The sequence below is a fragment of the Rhizobacter sp. Root1221 genome (genome assembly GCF_001425785.1).
GTDB lineage: Bacteria > Pseudomonadota > Gammaproteobacteria > Burkholderiales > Burkholderiaceae_C > Rhizobacter.
The window spans coordinates 6,826-24,181 of the sequence record NZ_LMDI01000032.1 but is presented as its reverse complement, the minus strand read 5'-3'; the positions used below and the strand labels follow the sequence as shown (position 1 = coordinate 24,181).

Sequence of the window (17,356 nt, the reverse complement as noted above, 5' to 3'; positions counted from 1 at the left end):
GCTCTATCTCCGAGTCCACGTATTGGGGTGCGCAATGGGTACCGGGCCATTGCGTGTTATCACCTTGCCCGACGTAGCCCCTGTGTACTTGTAAAAGTTTTCGAACTGAGTAGTCGTTTGCGACCCAGTTAGCGACGTCTTTCCATCCAACCATGACCGCTGCTTAGGACCGAAATCAAACAGAACGTCAGGCCGGACGTAATTGCCACTGCCTTGCATATCGTACGCCCAGCGATTGAGGCTGATAACTTGCCCTGGTCCTTCAGGAACACCGAGCGTTTTGTTGTAATCAACCAGCACATTTCTCGCAACACCGTCAGCAAAAAGTCCCACCTGCAGTTGCTTGGGCATGTCTTTCGGATACGGAAGCTTGCCGGACTCATACCTCGCCTCACCAAGCTCCACCGCCGACTCGAACGCCTTCTGGTATCGGACTTCGTTCTCTGCCTGGTACTGAGAAGGCGTGAGTCTCTGATTGCCGATGGTCTTGATTTCGAAGGTCCGGTAATCAAGCTCAATGGCCCCTTGTTGGGCCAATCCGACCTTTCGCAACGCGTCAGTGTAATGGTCAATCAACTCGCTCGTGTCATATCGAGTACGCCCCGCACCATCAGCGTCCGCTGAGAGGCTTGGCGAGACGCCAAGAGCTCCAGGCGAGGGCATAACCCGTACGCCCAACCGCTCGCGCAGTGCGCCTTGAACCTTCTCCAGCAGTTCGAGCCTCTTTGCTTCGTCCAATATCGCAACGATTTGCTTGATGTCTCGGGTTGCCTCTGGCACGAGGCCGCTGACTTCACCCATAGCATCCGCCAAAGTCGCTGCCCGTGCATTGACGGCCATCTGGACAGGCAATCTGGTACTTCCACCGCCTCCAGTTCGACTTGTGCTCCCGCCGCCTTTGCTAGCCGTCAATTCGCCAGGACGCCCGAGCGACTCCAGCGGGTCTCCGAAGTCATAAATGGGCTTCTCGCCGGTCAGCTCCCACTTCATGAAGCCATCCAGCGGATTGAACTCGACCGGGCCTGTTGCTACCGGCTCCCCGCGGCCAAAGCTACGCCCGTAGGGGTTGTTCAGTACCTCTCGAACCGCACGGTCCTCAGCAAAGGTCTTGCCGAACACAGAACTGCGCAGAGGAACTGCCTCGCCCCCCGGCCCATCGCTGAACATCGCGAGGATGGACGCACGCTCCTCCGCACTGATGGGCCCCACAGTGTCCGGCTCAGCCGTCTGCCCCGGTGCACTCATCTGCCCCGCGAGGCTATCCCCCAACGCATTGCCAAAAGCATCGACCGTGACTTGTTGGACAACGACTTTCCCGCCACGGACCGCTGCAGCAGTCACACCCGCCGCCAACCCCAGCACGGTCGACCCCGCAATCTTGCCGAACTCGCCCCCACCCAATGCCCCAGCGAGCCCGCCGACGCGACCGATAGACCCGTCGGGAAGGCAGGACACCGGATCGCCCATTACCAGGTCCGTCAAACCTTGGGACACGAAGGCAGCCGCCGCAGAAGCAGCAACCCCGCGCCAGTTGAACTTGTCCTGCAAGCCAGTCGCGACACCGACGCCCTGCGTCACAGCATTGCTGACCGCCGCGCGCACTGCCATCTGTGCCGCTGGACCTCCAGGCACTCCAGCGAATGCGGCTCCGGGTAGGGCGGCTGACACTGCCCCACCAAGAGCAGACATTCCCACCTGCTTCCAGCTGAACTCCTCTTGCAGCCCAACAGCCATCGCAACGCCTTGACTGACAATGGAGCCGACCGCTGCGCCGATACCTGCGGCGACCGCGCCGACCAAAGTGCCTGCGGTCATCGCGGCAGTACCTGCAGCAGCCATCGTCGACATCAAAGTCCCAGCGGTAGCGGCAGTTGAGAACGCGCTCACGCCACCAGCCATCGCCATAGCCGCCGCTCCTGCCGTAAACACCGTCACCACCACCGCCACGATGATCACCAGCAGCATGCCAATGCCACCACACCCAGCCCCGCCCCCGTTCGGGACCGGCATGTTCGGTGTCGTGTCCCCGGTGATCTTGCTCGGGTCGTACGGCTTGTAGGTCTCCGAGTTGTTCCGGACCGTCCCCACCACGCTCGGGATGTTGATGGTCTGGCCAACACGCAGGTCACGGTCCCCGCTCAGGCCATTGGTCTCGGCAATGCGATACCACAGCCCTTCGTCACCATAGGACTGGCGCGCAATGCTGCGCAGCGAGTCACCCGCCTTGACCTGGTACGACCCCACCGACGCCGTCGGGTAGTTCCCGGTGATCGGCTGGTAGCCAAAGTTGAAGTCCGCGAGTTCGGTGAAGACCGGGTTGCCCTCGCTGTTGCGCGGATTCATCTCGTTGATGCCCACGCCGTAACGCCCCAGCACCTCACCATTGACTACCACCTGGCGCTGCACCGCCGTGCCTTGTTTCACGTACAGCGCGTGCCCTGCAAGGTCGTTGACGAAGCTGCGGTCGTTCTCGTTTTTCGTGTGGTCGTCAACGCTGACCAGGTTGCCGTTGACGTCGTAGTGGCTGTCCGTCGTCCCTTCGTGGAACTGTTCGCTCTCGCCGTGAACGGAACCTTCCTTGTAGCCGTCGAACTTCGCCTGCTGGTAGGTATAGACGTTGGTGTAATTGTTGGGGCTCGTGAGGCTGTAGGACTTCAGGTTGCCGGCTGCGTCATAACCGGTGTAGTCGATGCTGTTGAGATACTTGCTGCGGTCGGCGTTGAATACCTGCTGGCGCGCCAGACGTCCGTTGGCGTCGTAGCGGTTGATGCGGTACTCGAGGCCGATGGTCTCGCCAGACGCCAGGCCGCTGTTCATCGCCGCCGCGTAAGCCGGCGGCAGGTTGCGCGGCCCCGTGGTGATCACACGCCCCACGACGTCGTACTGCCGGTAGTCCACCTCCATGCCATCGCGCGTCACGCTGAGCAGGCGGTTCAACGCGTCGTACGCGTAAGCCTCAGTGACCTCCTTGCTCGGCGCGTCGTGATCCACCACGTAAGTCTCTGGTGACCCCGGATCCACCATGATGGGGCCCGACTCGCCCCCATCCTCATAGGTGGGCGGCACGGCCGGAACGTACTTCACCTTCGTCCCGAGATACTTGTCGAAGGAACGGTTGCCGTTGAGGTCGTAGCTGACCTTGTGTCCCGAGGTGCCGGCCACGATGTGCCCGTTGGCATCGAACTGGTACACGTAGTCGATCGTGCCGTCGGCCCGTTTCTCCAGTTCCACGCCGGTCTGGCGGTTCATGGCGTCGTAGGTGAAGTACCGATCGCTGTCCTTGGGCACATCAACGGTGGGGTCGGCCAGGGTAGGCACGTTGACGTGGGTGCGCACCCGCGTGCGGTTGCCGGCGTCGTCGTACTCCAGGTCGATGCTCATGCGCCCGTCACTGACGTGGCGCAGCCGGCCCACCTCGTCGTAGCCCATCGTGTTGTCCTGGTAGACCACGCCGTCCTGCGTCGTCTTCTCGCGAACGTGGCGACCGGCCAGGTCGTATGAGAACTCCGTCACCTGGTTCAAAGCGTGGTCGGTGACCTTGATCAGTTCCCCCGCCGCGTTGTACTGATTGGTGAGTTGCACCCCGGTGCCGTAGCGGCTGTTGGTGGTTTCCACCAGCTGGCCCGCCTTGTCGTAGCTGTAGCCGAACGTGGCCCCGCCCAAGTCAGAGCGGGCGGTCATCTTGCCGAAGTAGTCGTACGTCCACTGGGACGCATTGCCGTTCTGGTCCACTTCGCCAATCTTGTGGCCCTGCGCGTCATAGACGGTGCGGATCTTGAAGGCCTCGCCACCCGGCTGGATGGTCTCCACCACACGGCCGGCCAGGTCGTACTGGTAGCGCAGCGTTTCACCGGTGCCCGTGCCGTATTTCCCGGTGGTCTGGCTCAGCCGGCGACCGGCCTGGTCATACACGTTGAGGTCGGTCTGCTCGGTGCTCGTGAGGGCGATCTGCATGGGATGGCTCGGGTCCGGCGCATCGGTTGCCCGCGCCACCGTCACCCGCCCATGGTGAGTCTCGGTGAGCCGTCCCATCTTGTCGTACGCGAAGGTGGTCGTGTTCTTCGCCAGGGCGTCCGATGCCGCGGCCCCCTGCAGGTCGGACCGGTTGCCTTCCGCGTTGGTGGTGCGCACCTTGTCGCCGAACGCGTTGTACGCATGGCGCACGACGCCCCCGTCGGCATGGTGCTCCTCGACCAGGTTGCCACTGGCGTCGAACACCTGGCCATTGAGGTTTCCGTTGCCGTCACGCGTGGCCGCCTGATGGCCCAGGGCGTCGTAGTAGACCTTGGTCTCGGCACCGTCGGGCTTCAACTCCGAGACCACCTGGTTGTTCGCGTTGTAGCGATAGGTGGTGACCCACTGCGCCATGCGCGGATCCGAAATGCTGACGACGTTGCCCCAGCGGTCGAGAATCTGCTCGACCGTGGGACGTGTGGCGTTGCTGGCGCTGAAATGCGAAGCGACCGTGCCGTCCGGGCGAATGACACCCGCGTTGATGGTCTTCGCCGCCGAGTCGCCCACGCTTGACTGCACCCGGTACTCGTAGTCGCCTTCGGTCAATGCTGCCAGGTTGAACCGGAGTGCCTGGGTAAAGCGAACCGGATCCTGCGGGAACTTGATCCAGTCGCCCTGCGAGCCCGCAGCGCGGATCTCGAGCGTGAGCTCCGTGTTCGGATCGAACAGTGCGCTCACGTCGAGGACCTTGACCGCAGTCCCCGGCGTCGCGTCGTGCAACACCTGCCAGTTGCCTTCAGGGTCGCGCTTGGAGATCCTGATGACGCTGACGCTGCCCACCCCACCACCATGGATGACAGGCGTCCCACTTTCATCGGTGCCACTGACCGTCGACACCAGGCCGGTGTCAGCCCAGGTCAACGAGACGCCGGTGGCGGCCTGCTCGGCGGTGAACACCGCATCGAACGTGCGCGTTTCAGCCGGCGTGTAGCCGCCCACGTAGTTGCCCGACTCATCCACCGATCCAGGGGAGGATTGGTACACCGCCGTCTGGTAAATGATCTCGACCTTCAGGTCGCCTGAACCGAGGTGACTCAGGTCCGCCCAACCCAGCGCGACGGTGTTGTTGCCCGACCAGACCACCGATGCCGACTCGTCGAGGTACACCACCGTTGGTGCAGACGAACTCGAGACGTTGACGGACGGCGCCTGGGGCTGGCCCGTCACGCCGGAACGCGCAGGCCCCCGATCGACCCCGCGAGTCTCGATCACACGCCCCAGCGCGTCATACACCGTGGCGCTTCGCCGCAGCGTGCCCGATGCCACGGCCTGTTCGGCGCTAGCGAACTGCTTCAGATCGCGGTTCTGCCCGGAACTGCCATCGCTGCGGAGTTCCGAGACGACATTGCCGAGTTGGTCGTACAAGTAGATCTTGTCGATGCCGTCGCCCGAGTTCGTGCGCCACAGGCGGCCGGCGGCATCGTAGTCGAAGTACTCCTGCTGGCCGCCCTGCAGACCGCGGCTGACCATTTCGCCAAACGCGTTGTAGCCGAGGTCCGTGGCAATCAGCTGCGGCGCCGCGGCGGTAGTGAGGTACCCCGTCGGCGTCTCACTCGCGGTGCCGGCGGTGGCGTCGTCCCACAGCTTGGTCCAGGTGCCGTTGACCTTTTGCCACACCCTCACGCTCTGGATCGCCGACACGCCGTACGAGGCCATGTCGCCATCCCACCAGTCGGTGTAGATGCCGTTCACCGATGCCGCGGCGGCGAATTCCTTCGTGTAGGTGCGTCCCTCGCCCGCCACCAGGTAGCCATTGCTGCCACTGGTCAGGTAGTCGAACTCCACCCTGATGCTGTCGCCCGCCGGGTCGACCACGTCGTACCAACTGATGCGCACGGCGTTGCCGCGGGTGAAATAGTTCTGGGTCTCGCCAATCTCCACCGTGGCGGACGACTCGATCGTCCGCGCAGTGAGTCGACCACTCACCGACGGGGTACCTGTGTAGACCAGTTGGGTCGCGGGCCCCGGGTCGTACGTGTGGGTCAACTGACCGAGCGCGTCGTACTCGTACACCTTGAAGACCGTGCTGTCGGCCTTGAGCTTGCCAAAGGCATCGAGCGTGGGCGTGCCCGACGTGACACCTTGCCACGTCTTGGCCAACTGGCCACGCGCGTTGTACGAATTGAAGGTGCTGTACCCGGCTGCATCGGTCGACTGAACGGCGTGGCCGTGCAGGTCGTAGGCGGAGAGCGTGGTCCGATCGGCTGCCTCGTCGAAATCACCAACCAGCGCCCCGAGCTGTGTCCTGTTGGAGACACCCTGGAACTCCCCGACCGCGCCGCGCGCGCCCTTGGCCAGGTCAACCTTCACGACGACGTTGCCATACGCGTCGCGGCGGAACAGGGAGAGTGGGGTGAGCACCGTGGTGCCATCGCCACCCGCGCGGGAAGGCGCGGCGACGGCCGTCACCCGCCCCAGCGCGTCGAAGTAGCTGTAGGTGCTCTGCCCCAACGGGTCGGTGGTTCGAGTAAGGTTGCCCACCGCGTCATAGCCGTACTCGGTGGTTGCGTCCCCCCGGGTGCTGACGCCAGCAAGCGCTTGCGTCGTGCTGCTCGACTCCAGGAGCTTGCGCGTCTCCTTGACTTTGCGGTTCAGCCCGTCGTAGACGAACTCGACCCGGCGGTCGAAATCGTCGTCCGCCACGACCGTTCCAGCTGAGTGAATGTCCCAGCTGCCCAACTGCTTGGTAGCAAAGTCGGTGGTGGATGCCAGATTGCCGAACGCGTCGTAGGTGTTCGTCGAGCGGTAGCCCAACGCGTCCACCTTGTCGGACAAGCGGCCCAGCACGTCGTAGTACTGGTACGTGTCCGCCCAGGTTCCAGCGGACTCGTTGCCCGACCGCAATGCACTCACGCGCACCAGCGATCCGAAGGCATCGTATTCGTTGCGCGTGACCTTGCGGCCATCCTCGGCCGAGGTGTCCGCGGCCGAATCCACCGTGAAGACCTCCGGCTCGCGGACCACGAGGGCCCGGCCGAAGGCATCGAACTCGGTCTCGATGCGGCGAACCACGCCGCTGCCCAGCGGCCCTGCAATGGCCGTCTCCAGTGCCACAGCCGTCAGCGGCTGGTCGGCAATGACCGCCCCTGCCCCATTCCGGGGCACGTCATGGGCCCGACCGTACCGGATGATCTCGGTCGCATCTCCGAAGGCGTTCCGGGCGTATTCGGTTACCTGTCCCAGCGCATCCACGTCGAAACGGACGCGGCCAGCCTTGTCGTACACCTTGAAGCTCACGCTGCCGGCCACATCGACGTTGATCACCGCGTCGCCGAAGGCGTCGTAGGTGGTCTTCGTGGTGAGGGCCTGCGCACCTGCCTCCACCCGCGTGGCCGAGCCGCCCACCCCATTCGCCAGCACGGCGCCAAGGGCCTCGTTGTAGACCCGCACAGGCGGGTGGGTGACCTGAATCTGGCGGCCCATAGCGTCGTACGCGTAGGAAGTGGTCCGCTCCTCCGGCCGGTCCTTCGCTTCCGTGCGACTCAGCAGGTTGCCAAGGGCGTCATAGGCCATGGTGGTCACGAGCGCATGGTCGGTCGTGGTGGTGCTTTCCACCAGGTCACCGCGGGCGTTCTGCGTCACCTCCGTGAGGGTGACTGGCGGCGACGTCTCCTTCGTCATGCGGCCGCGGGCGTCGTACTCGTAGTGCCAGACGCTTTGCTTCTTGTTCGTGAAGGTGAGCTTGTTGCCGCGGGCGTCGTAGGTCCAGCGCTCCGTTTGGTTCAGCGCATCGGTCGTGCTCGTCAAGCGGCCTGCGCCGTCGTACGCGAACGTCGTGGTCTGATCCCTGCCCGGCGTGACCGGTGGCTCACCGCCTGCAAGCACCGGTTTCTCTGCGTAGCGCGTGTTGGACGTGACACGGCCCATCGCGTCGTACGCGGTGGTCGTCACGTAGCCGTCCGCATCCACCGTCTTGATGGTGCGGTTGGCGCCGTCGTGTTCGAACTGCGTCACGCGGTCATCGGCCGCGTTGCCGACGGCCATGCGTGGGTCGGTCCCTGCGCCGATCGGTGTGGCAAAGCGCGTCTGCTTCACCAGGTTACCGTTGTCGTCATAGGTGTTCTGCGTGACCGCGCCGGTCGGATCCGTCGTGGCAGCCAGGCGGCCAGCCATGTCGTACAGGAACACGGAGACACGGTCCGCCGCACTGGGCCCCAGCCCTTCCGGATCGGCGCCATTCTCCGCGCGGGTGGCGAGCTGCGTCTGGCGCACCAGGTTGCCGACCTCGTCGTACTCGCTGCGGGTGACAGCCCCGGTGGCATCCATCACGCGGACAGCACGGTTCAGTTGGTCATAGCGGGTGAACACGTGCCGGTCGAGTGCGCCGGCCACGGGCGAGGGGTCACTGCCGCCGTCCCACGCGGCGAAATCGATGGCGGTCGCGTAGGCGATGCGTTCACTGACGTTTCCACGTGCGTCGTAGCGGAATTCCACGACAGCGCCGGTTGCGTCCACCGTGAAGGTCACGCGGCCATCTCCGTCATACCGCTGCGCCGTGATGGCGTCGCGGCCCGGCGTGGCCAGCGCCGGCAGCAGCGCTGCGATGGTGTCCGCCGCCAGCTGGGTGGGCAAGCTGGCAGCGTTGGGAACGGGCTTTGCGTACACCGTGGTGCGCACGGCGCGCCCCTCGGCGTCGTACTCGACATGGGTCAGGCCACCCACCGGGTCGACAGTGAACACGAGACGACCCATCGCGTCGTACGCGAACCGGGTCACCTTGCCGAGCGCATCCGTGCTGAACAGCAGATTGCCGTTGTTGTCGTAGTCGTAGCCCGTGGCGATGTTTTCACCGCCAAGGTCGACAACGCTGCCGGTGCGTCGCCCCAGCTTGTCGTAGCTGTACTGCGTGACATGCTGCGACGGGTCCGTCACCGTCAGCACGCGACCTGCCGGATCGTAGGTGTACTCGGTGGTCAGGGCAGCGCCTTCAGCGTCCACCACCTGTTTGAGCACATGGCCGGCCAGGTCATAAGACACCGTCGTGACCACGCCGCGAGGGTCGGTCACGCTGTGCTGCCGTCCCTTGGCGTCGTAGGCGTACGTGGTCGCCAGGTTCAGCTGCTGCGGATCCACCGTGCGGGTCAGCACACGGTTGACGGCGTCGTACGTGTACGACGTGATCACCCCACGTGCGTCTCTGGTCTCGGTCAACCGCCCCGAAACGTCGTACATGTTTTGGGCCGTAGCGCCCTTTGCATCGACCGTGAGGGTCAAGCGACCGTCGCCGTCGTAGACGAACTGCGTTACGTTGCCGTCGGCATCCGTGATGTCCTGGGTTTGGCCATGCTGGTTGTGCACCGTCTTGACGCTCACCCCCTCCGGGGTGGTGACGATGACGCTGCGCCCCAGGTCGGAATATGCGTAGGTGGTGGTGTGGCCGAGCGCGTCGGTGGTCGACAGCACCCGGTCGAAGGCGTCCCACGTGCTCGATCGGACAGCGTTCGTCGCGTCGAGGGTCTGCACGACGCGGCCCACCCGGTCGAACGATTGCTGCGTGACGTTGCCGTTTGCGTCCACGCTGCGCACGGCGCGGCCGAATGCGTCGTAGCGCGTGCTGGCCGTGGCGTTGATGCCGTCGGGGTCGGTGGCACTGGCTGTTTGCAGGCCGCGGCGATCGTAGGAAGACTCCTGGACGAGCTCGCCCCCCAGGTTGTCTGAGTCGGATGTGGTGCGCTCGACTTGCCCGAACGCGTTGTACTTGACCGCAGTCGAATGATGCAGGGCGTCCGTGGTGGACTCGACCTGCCCGCGCACCGTGTAGGTGTAGCCGGTGACACTGTCGCGTGCCAGGTCGTAGAAGCCCGCGATGGCTTGCTCGACGTCCTCGTCCGCCACCCCACCCGTCATCGTTGCCAACGTCTCGGCGGGAACCCGGTTGTTCAGCTGCACCGTGGCCTCGAGCTGGTTCAGCGCGTTGTAGCGACGCTCCTCCACTTCACCGAGGGCGTTGACCGTGAAGCGAATGCGACCGTCCACGTCGTAGTAGAAGACAGTGCGGTGGCCGTTCGCATCCGTCGTGCTCGTACGGCGCCCGGCGGCGTCGTAGGCATGTTTGAGTCCGAACTGGGCCCACACCAGGTCAATCTCTTCCTGGGTCTGGCCCGAGTACAGCCGTCGGCTCCCTTCGCCGGAGAGTTCACCCACGAGCCTGCCCTGTTGGTCATAGTGGGCGGTGTTGGTACGCGACTCCTCCGTGTAGATGCCACGCTTGGTCGACACGAGGTGGCCCACGTTGTCGTACGTGTACTGGGTGATCGTGCCCTCGGCATCGACCTCCTCGTACACACGACCGAGCAGGTCGTACGTCAGCGACGACACACGGGCCTGCGCATCATAAGACGGCCGCATGTCGAACAGCTTCATGCCCGGCTGCACCACCACCGTCAGCGGACGGCTGTATCGGATGGACTTGGTGCGCTGGCCTGCTTCGTTGTACACATGCTCGGTCAGGTAGTTTTCGGCATCCACTTCGCCCACCAGTTGACCCAGCGCGTCATAGATCAGGCGCGTGGTCTGGTCCCGGCCTTGCAACGACGCATCGACAAGGTCAGCATCCCCGGCCGTTCCCAGGATGGCCGTGCCGCCGCCTGCGTACTGGTCGACGTGTGTCGTGTTGGCGGCATACCAACCGCCGAGGCGGCTGGACAGCTGCGAGCCGAGGCCCGTGATCTCCAGGTCATTGCCGACTTGGCGGAGCAGGAGTTGACCGGAGGCCCGGGCGTCCGCGTTGTTCAAGACAATGGTGTCGTCCCGGACGGTGACGAGCCGCTGCAACACGTCCGCACGGGTCCACTCGGTACCGTCGGCAAAACGGATCACGGGCGGCTCGGCGCTCTCGTTGGTGGACAGGTACGAATTGATCTGCAAGATTGCCCGCGGTGCGTTGCGGATCGCGATCACCAGCCCACTGTCAGACCACCGATCCCGACTGAAGATCAGATCTGCGGGCTGCACACCCTCCGCGATCTGGATGCTGTCGCCGCTGCCCCACGCGGACGGATCAAGTTGGATGGAGTCGCGGCCCGACGCAGGCCCGAACACGAAGGTGTCATCGCCCGTTCCGGCGAAGAAGGTGTCTGAAGCCGGAGAACCTACAAAGACGTCGTTGCCAGCATCGTAGTCATACGCAACACCTTCCGAAGCCTGGTCACTGAGCCCCCAGGTTGATCGGGTTGCGGCCTCATCCATGGCCGCGCGATCCCAGATCGTTCCGTCGGCAAAGTGGACTTCATCGGGCAGGTCATACCCGTCGATGTAGTCGTTCGTTCCGATGATCGTGAACCGGGCGCCAGACCCGTCGTACTCGACGAGCACCTCCGAGGGACGCACATCGGCGGCCAACTGGATCACATGGAATGTCGAACCGTCGGCGTGGATGAAGTTGGCTTCGTCGTGGCCGGAGCCGCGACCCAAGTAGTACGTGTTGCGACCAGTGCCCCCATCGAGGGAATCGTCTCCGGTTCCGCCGTCGAGTGTGTCGTCGCCCGCGCCACCTTGCAACATGTCGAACCCGTGCCCGCCCAGCAACACGTCGTCGCCGTCGAGGCCTGCGAGGGTATCGGACCAGAACGAGCCGGTGAGGGTGTCGTCGAGTCCCAACCCTTCGACTTCCGCATCGTCCGCAGTCGCAGTCGTTGCGACGGCACGAATCTTCGCCTCGTCCCAGACGCTACCGTCGAAGAAGCGGAATTCCCGGACCTGCAGCGGCCCCTGGACGCCATCGCGAACCGTTCCGATGGTCAGGCGGTCGACACCATTGCCCAGGGTCACGATCACCGCTCCCTGTCGCACATCGATGCGGAGGTCGCCAGGCTCGATGCCTTCGGAAAACTCGACCACGTCGAAGTCGCCCTGCCCCGCGCCACCGGCCACGATGGTGTCGCGGCCAGAGCCCCAGCCGAACCGGTAGGTGTCGTTCCCGCTGGCGCCATCGAGCAAGTCGTCACCCGATCCGCCGTCGATGGCGTCGCTCCCCGCGTGCCCGACCAGGGTATCGTCGCCCTTGCCCCCAGCCAGCACGGCGTCACCTTCGATGCGGTCATCCCCGTCAGTCGTGGCCGTGACTCGAGCCACCACGGTCTCGTAATCCCAAGCCGTCGAGTTCCCGAAGAGAATTTCGGACGCACCGCTGCCTGCACCGGCGCGGTTGCTGAAGAAGGACCGGACCTCGATGCGGTCACTGGTGTTCTTGCGGACGATGATCAACGTGTCGCCAACCCGGCTCACGCGCACATCACCTTCGCTGACATCGGCTGCGAAGCGGATCTGGTTGGACGCAGTCGATGCGCCATGGAAGTTGGCAATCGTGTCGTTGCCCCAGCCACGTTCGAACTCGAACATGTTCGAACCCGTGGCGCCATCGAGCAGGTCGTTGCCAGCGCCGCCGCCGGCATCCACCAGCAGGCGCGCCTCGACATCGTCGACGCTCCATTCGCTGCCGTCATGGAAGCGGATGGTTTCGACACGAATGTCTTCGCCTGAGAGATCGCCCACGAAATACCGGCTGAACGTGACGCTGTCGTCCGTGCCGATGAGCGACAGCACCAGGTCGTCGCCCACGCGAGACAACACCACATCGGAGGCCACGATACCGCCGCCAAGGGCCAGGACGTCTCCGGTCAGATGCCCCAGCTGGCTGGCCTCCCCACTGATGTTGTCGATGGTGTCGCGGCCGCCCCCGCGGTTGAACCGGTAGGCATCTGCGCCGACGCCTCCGTGCAGCCAGTCGCTGCCGATGCCGCCGTCGAGCGTGTCATTGCCATTCTCGCCATCGAGCGAATCACGGCCGGCCCCGCCAACGAGCAGATTGGCCTCGTCGCCGCCTGCCAGCGAATCGGCGCCTTCGCCGCCGTCGTACGATCCGTCCCGAACGACATCAGGCAGGTTGGTGGTGTACGAGGCGCGGTTTGCGATCTCTGTAGCGTCCCAGACGGTGCCGTCGGCGAACTCGATGGCCTCGATGTCGTTGGATGGGTAGGCCCAAGGGAGGAAGTGCTTCTCCACCGTGACCATGTCGCGGTTGGAGAAGATCACTTCCAGGGAGTCGCCCACGCGGCGCAACGTCACGTCGGCGGGCAGGATCGGTTCACGGAACCGGATCGTGTCATACCCGGACCACTCGGCTCTGTCGATGATCACGTCACGGCCAGAACCCAGGCCGAACTCGTAGACGTCGTCGCCGGACATCCCCGACAAAGTGTCATTGCCAGCCGCCCCATCAAGGGTTTCATAGCCACCGAAGGCCAGGATCGAATCTGCGCCCTCGCCGCCAACGAGCCCAATTTCCCAGGGCTCTGCCTTCAACACGGGGGCCCTCAGCCTCGACTGGATCTGCCTCGCGTTCCACACGGTGCCATCGGCAAACTCAATGTACTCCAGGCCTTTGGCAAAGCCTCCGTACCAATCCTGAGGATTTTCGAGATCGACGAAGTAGTTCTCCACCAGGATGCTGTCGCTGCTGTTTCGCAGCGAGATCAGCAGTCCTCCCTGGCTGTCGCGGCCGAACAGCAGGTCGGACTCCTTGATACCGTCACCCAGGCGAAGGGTGTCGCCATTGGCGTATCGGTCCATGTTCCAGCCGCGGTCATCGACGCCAATGGTGTCTCGCCCGGATCCAATGCCAAAGACGTAGACATCACGGCCAGACGCGCCAAACAGGTAGTCATCTCCGCTACCGCCGTCGAGCGTGTCGTCGCCGCCGTAGTAGTCGTCGCGCATGTCGCCATGCAGGGTGTCGTTGCCACTGCCACCAACCACCACATCGCTGCCGCCGGAGCCCTGCAGGGTGTCATTGCCCCGGCCGCCATAGACCGCCTCGGCGTCGTACGTGCCCGTCAGGGAATCATTCGCCCGTCCGCCCTGTAGGGTGCCTGGGGCCACCGAGTCCAGGGTGTCCTCTTCGTCAGTGCCCAGCGCCACGCGGTTGTCAACATCGAGCGCATCCCATTCGGTGCCATCAGAGAACCGAATGGCCCGGATGCCACGACTCTCCCTGATCCATTCGGCGTTGCCGTAGTAGCCCTCGATCGTCAATCTCTCGCCTGTGGCCAGCAGTGTCAGAGTGAGGTCATACATCCCGGTGTAGCCGTAGCTGCGAGACAAGGCCACATCGCCAGGCTGCACACCCACGCCCAACTGGATGACGTCACTGGTCGCAAGAGAGGGCCCTTCCTCTGGCGTGATCGTGATCACGTCATCGCCGTATCCGTACCCATACAGGTAGGTGTCGGCTCCGAGGCCCCCTTCGAGGAAGTCGTTGCTGCCAACCCCACCGTCGAGGGTGTCGTTCCCAGCGCCACCGCCCAATGTGTCGCTGCCGAGCCCGCCCGCGATGACGTCATCACCCTCGTATCCCCGCACCTGGTCACCTTCGGTGCTGCCGAACAAGATGTCGCCAGCATCCGCGCCCTCGCCCGTCTCTCGCACACGAAGCGACTCGAGGGTCTCGAACACAGGGGATCCTGCGGGCAACGCCCGCACCCAGCGACGAAGCAACGCCGTTGCATCGAACCCTGCCGCCTTGAGCGTCGGGCCTGCTTCGCGCACCAGGCGAACGAGATCGGTGAATGCGCCGATCTGGTCAACAGCCTTGAACGCTTCCAGCTTGGCCAACAGCGTCTTGGCGTCGACCACGCCGGCGGAACCGGTTCCGGCCGTCGGCGGCAGCGGGCTGGCACGCTGGGTGCGCTCCCGCACGTACGCAGTGGCGGGAGGTGTCGTGCCCTCCGCGATAATGGCCGGCGGAGTATGGGCATCCACGAGGGCGCCTACCATTGGGGAGGCGAACTTCGTCTTGGCGATCAACCGGCCCGCGCCGTCATACTCGTAGTGCGTGTAGTAGTTCTCCGCGTCGAGTTCTCCGACCACACGACCATCACCGTCGTGGAAGGTGCGGGTGGTGCGGTCCTTCGCCACGTTCTGACTCACGGTGAATGCCGCCAGAATCGGGCTCAGGCTCGCCGCTGGCACGGCCACTGGCGTGTCGTATCGCGTCACCGCGATGACGCGCGAGGCGCCATCGTACGTGGTCTGGGTGACGTATCCTTCCGCGTCGACCGTCTGGACGAGCCGGTTGGCAGCGTCGTAGATGCGCCATTCACGCTGGTTCGCTGCGCTGCCGGCGGGGCGCAGGTCGGCCAGCGAAACGGCCTCCGGATTTCCCCCCGCATCGACCAGCAGCGCCGTCTGCATGCGGGTCGCGTAGATGATGGTGCCCGCAAGCAGGTTGTTGGCGTGGTAGACGTACTCGGTCAGCGTGCCGTCCGCATCCACGTCGCCCACCTTGCGACCGGCATCGTCATGGAGCGACCATCGAGAAACGCCGGTGGCGTCGGTGCTCATCACCAACCGGCCATCCGCATCGTAGTGGTAGCGGGTCTCTCCGAGGGTCGCCCCAGCGTCGCCACTCTGCACCACCGAGGTCAGTCGACCGGCGGCATCGAAGGTGGACGTGGTCACGAGCCCGTTGTCGAGCCTCGTCGACGTGCGCTGGTTTGCATCGTCGTAGGCATTCAGCGTGACCGCTTCGGCGGCATCGGTGAACGTCAGCACGCGCCCCAACCCGTCGTAGGTGTAGGTCGACAGGCCACCGTTCGCACCGATCGACGTCAGCAACCGACCCGCCTGGTCGTAGACGTAACGGGTGGTCTGCGCGATCACGTCGACCACACCATTCTCGTCCGCCACGCCAAATGCACGCTCCCGCTCGACCTGCCCGCGGAAGTCGAACGTGCGCACGACGTGACCCGTGCGCGAGGGATCCTGGACGCGAGCCCAATATTCCATCGACAGTTCGGCCGGCACCGCGTCGATCGCCAAGTCGTCGGCCTCGTACCGTTCGCCCGAATACTGCAGCGTCTCGATGCGGTTGCCAAAGCCATCGTAGCGATGCTCCGTGACGCGCCCTTCCGCCGTGATCACGAACCGCAGCCGATTGCGGCCTGCCGCGTCATACACGTAGTGCGTCGATTGCGGGGCACTCGGCCGGGCCGGACCATCGCCGTCAGCGTCCGGTACCAGGTAGACGGTCTCGCTGACCAGTTGATTGCGGGAGTCATAGACGCGCGACACCGTGTTGCCCACGCCGTCGCGCTGCATCACCTGGTTGCCCCGGTCGTCGTAGCCCATCTCTACCGCACGGCCCGCAGGATCCTCGATCGTCACGAGGTTGCCGTCGGTGTCATAGCCGAAGCTTGTCACCTGCGAGACCCCACCCACGGACGGTGCCGTCACGCTGGACAGCTGGCCGTTCGCGTCATGCCCGTACACGGTGAGCAGGCCCAGCGGATCGGTCACGGTGGTGCGGTGGGTGACCGTGTCGTAGTCGAACAGCGTGGTCTGGTTCGATCCATCGGTCAGCGAAGCCACTCGGTATTCGCTGCCCACCTGGACATACCAGATCGACAGGCTGGTGCCGTCGGACTGCCCGACCGTCGCTACACGCTTGCTCGTGCCGTCGTAGGTGTAGGTGGTGACGTAAACATTGCCGTCGGCCACCCCGTTGTCCTCGGGTGACAGGTCAACGATGACGCTGGACAGCCGATCGGCCGTGTCGTAGGTGTAGCGCGTCCGTGTCAACGTCTGGCTGCCAGTGTCTGTCATGACCACCGTGCGCAGCTGTGCGAGGTTGTTGCCCGAGTAGTCGAGGTACGTGGCCTCCCCGCTCGCTGTCGTGACGCTGGCCAGCCGCCCGGCGTTGTCGTACGCGTAGCTGAGGGTGTTGCCGCTGGTGTCGACCAATTGCAATAGCCGACCCGTGGCAGCCTCATATCGCTCGAGGTCCCCCGCGTTGCCATCCAACCACGCGTACTGGCCACTCGCCTCGTCATACGAGATCGTGTCGAAGGCCCCCGCGCCCGCAGCGGTCACATAGCGCCCCGACGCCATGTCGAAGGTGTACACCGCCTGCGCACCGTCTCGGTCCGTGCGCACCAGCGTGCTGTCGACGGCGTTGCGGGTGCCGTTGAGTTGCAACTGCTGCAGGAAGATGCCGTGCGACCAGTTGTCGCCGTTGTCGTCGGTGGATTGCCCCTGGCTGTTGTACGTGCGTACGCTGACCGCATCGCGCCCCCGCCCGGCCAGCAGATCGTCCCTGTTCTGCAACACCAGGTTCCCGCTGGCGGCGTTGACGTAGACGAGCTCCCCGCTGCGCCCTTGTCCTGCCGACCCGGAGAGCCCCCCCCGCTGGCCCAGAGTCGCGAGCGAGGTGAGGCTGACGCCGAGGGTGTTGCCACTGACGATCGCGACCATGTCGTTGTGTCCTTGTCTGCAGCCTCCTCCACGAGGCTGCCGGTTTGTCTGTACGTCGAAGCCTGCAAGCGGCCTCCTCGACCAAGACATCCCG

General features: G+C 64.5%; 1 protein-coding gene. It reads right to left on the bottom strand.

Features of this window, described 5'->3' with window-relative positions; genetic code table 11:
* Positions 1-3 precede the first annotated feature (3 nt).
* A complete protein-coding gene (locus ASC87_RS32045; RefSeq protein ID WP_056666564.1) occupies positions 4-17,262 on the bottom strand; it encodes a calcium-binding protein in 17,259 nt (5,752 codons plus the stop codon).
* Positions 17,263-17,356: the final 94 nt, after the last annotated feature.

Bases quoted from the DNA above. Each gene is read 5' to 3' on its own strand.
- ASC87_RS32045 (WP_056666564.1), bottom strand. From the start codon at position 17,262: ATGGTCGCGATCGTCAGTGGCAACACCCTCGGCGTCAGCCTCACCTCG.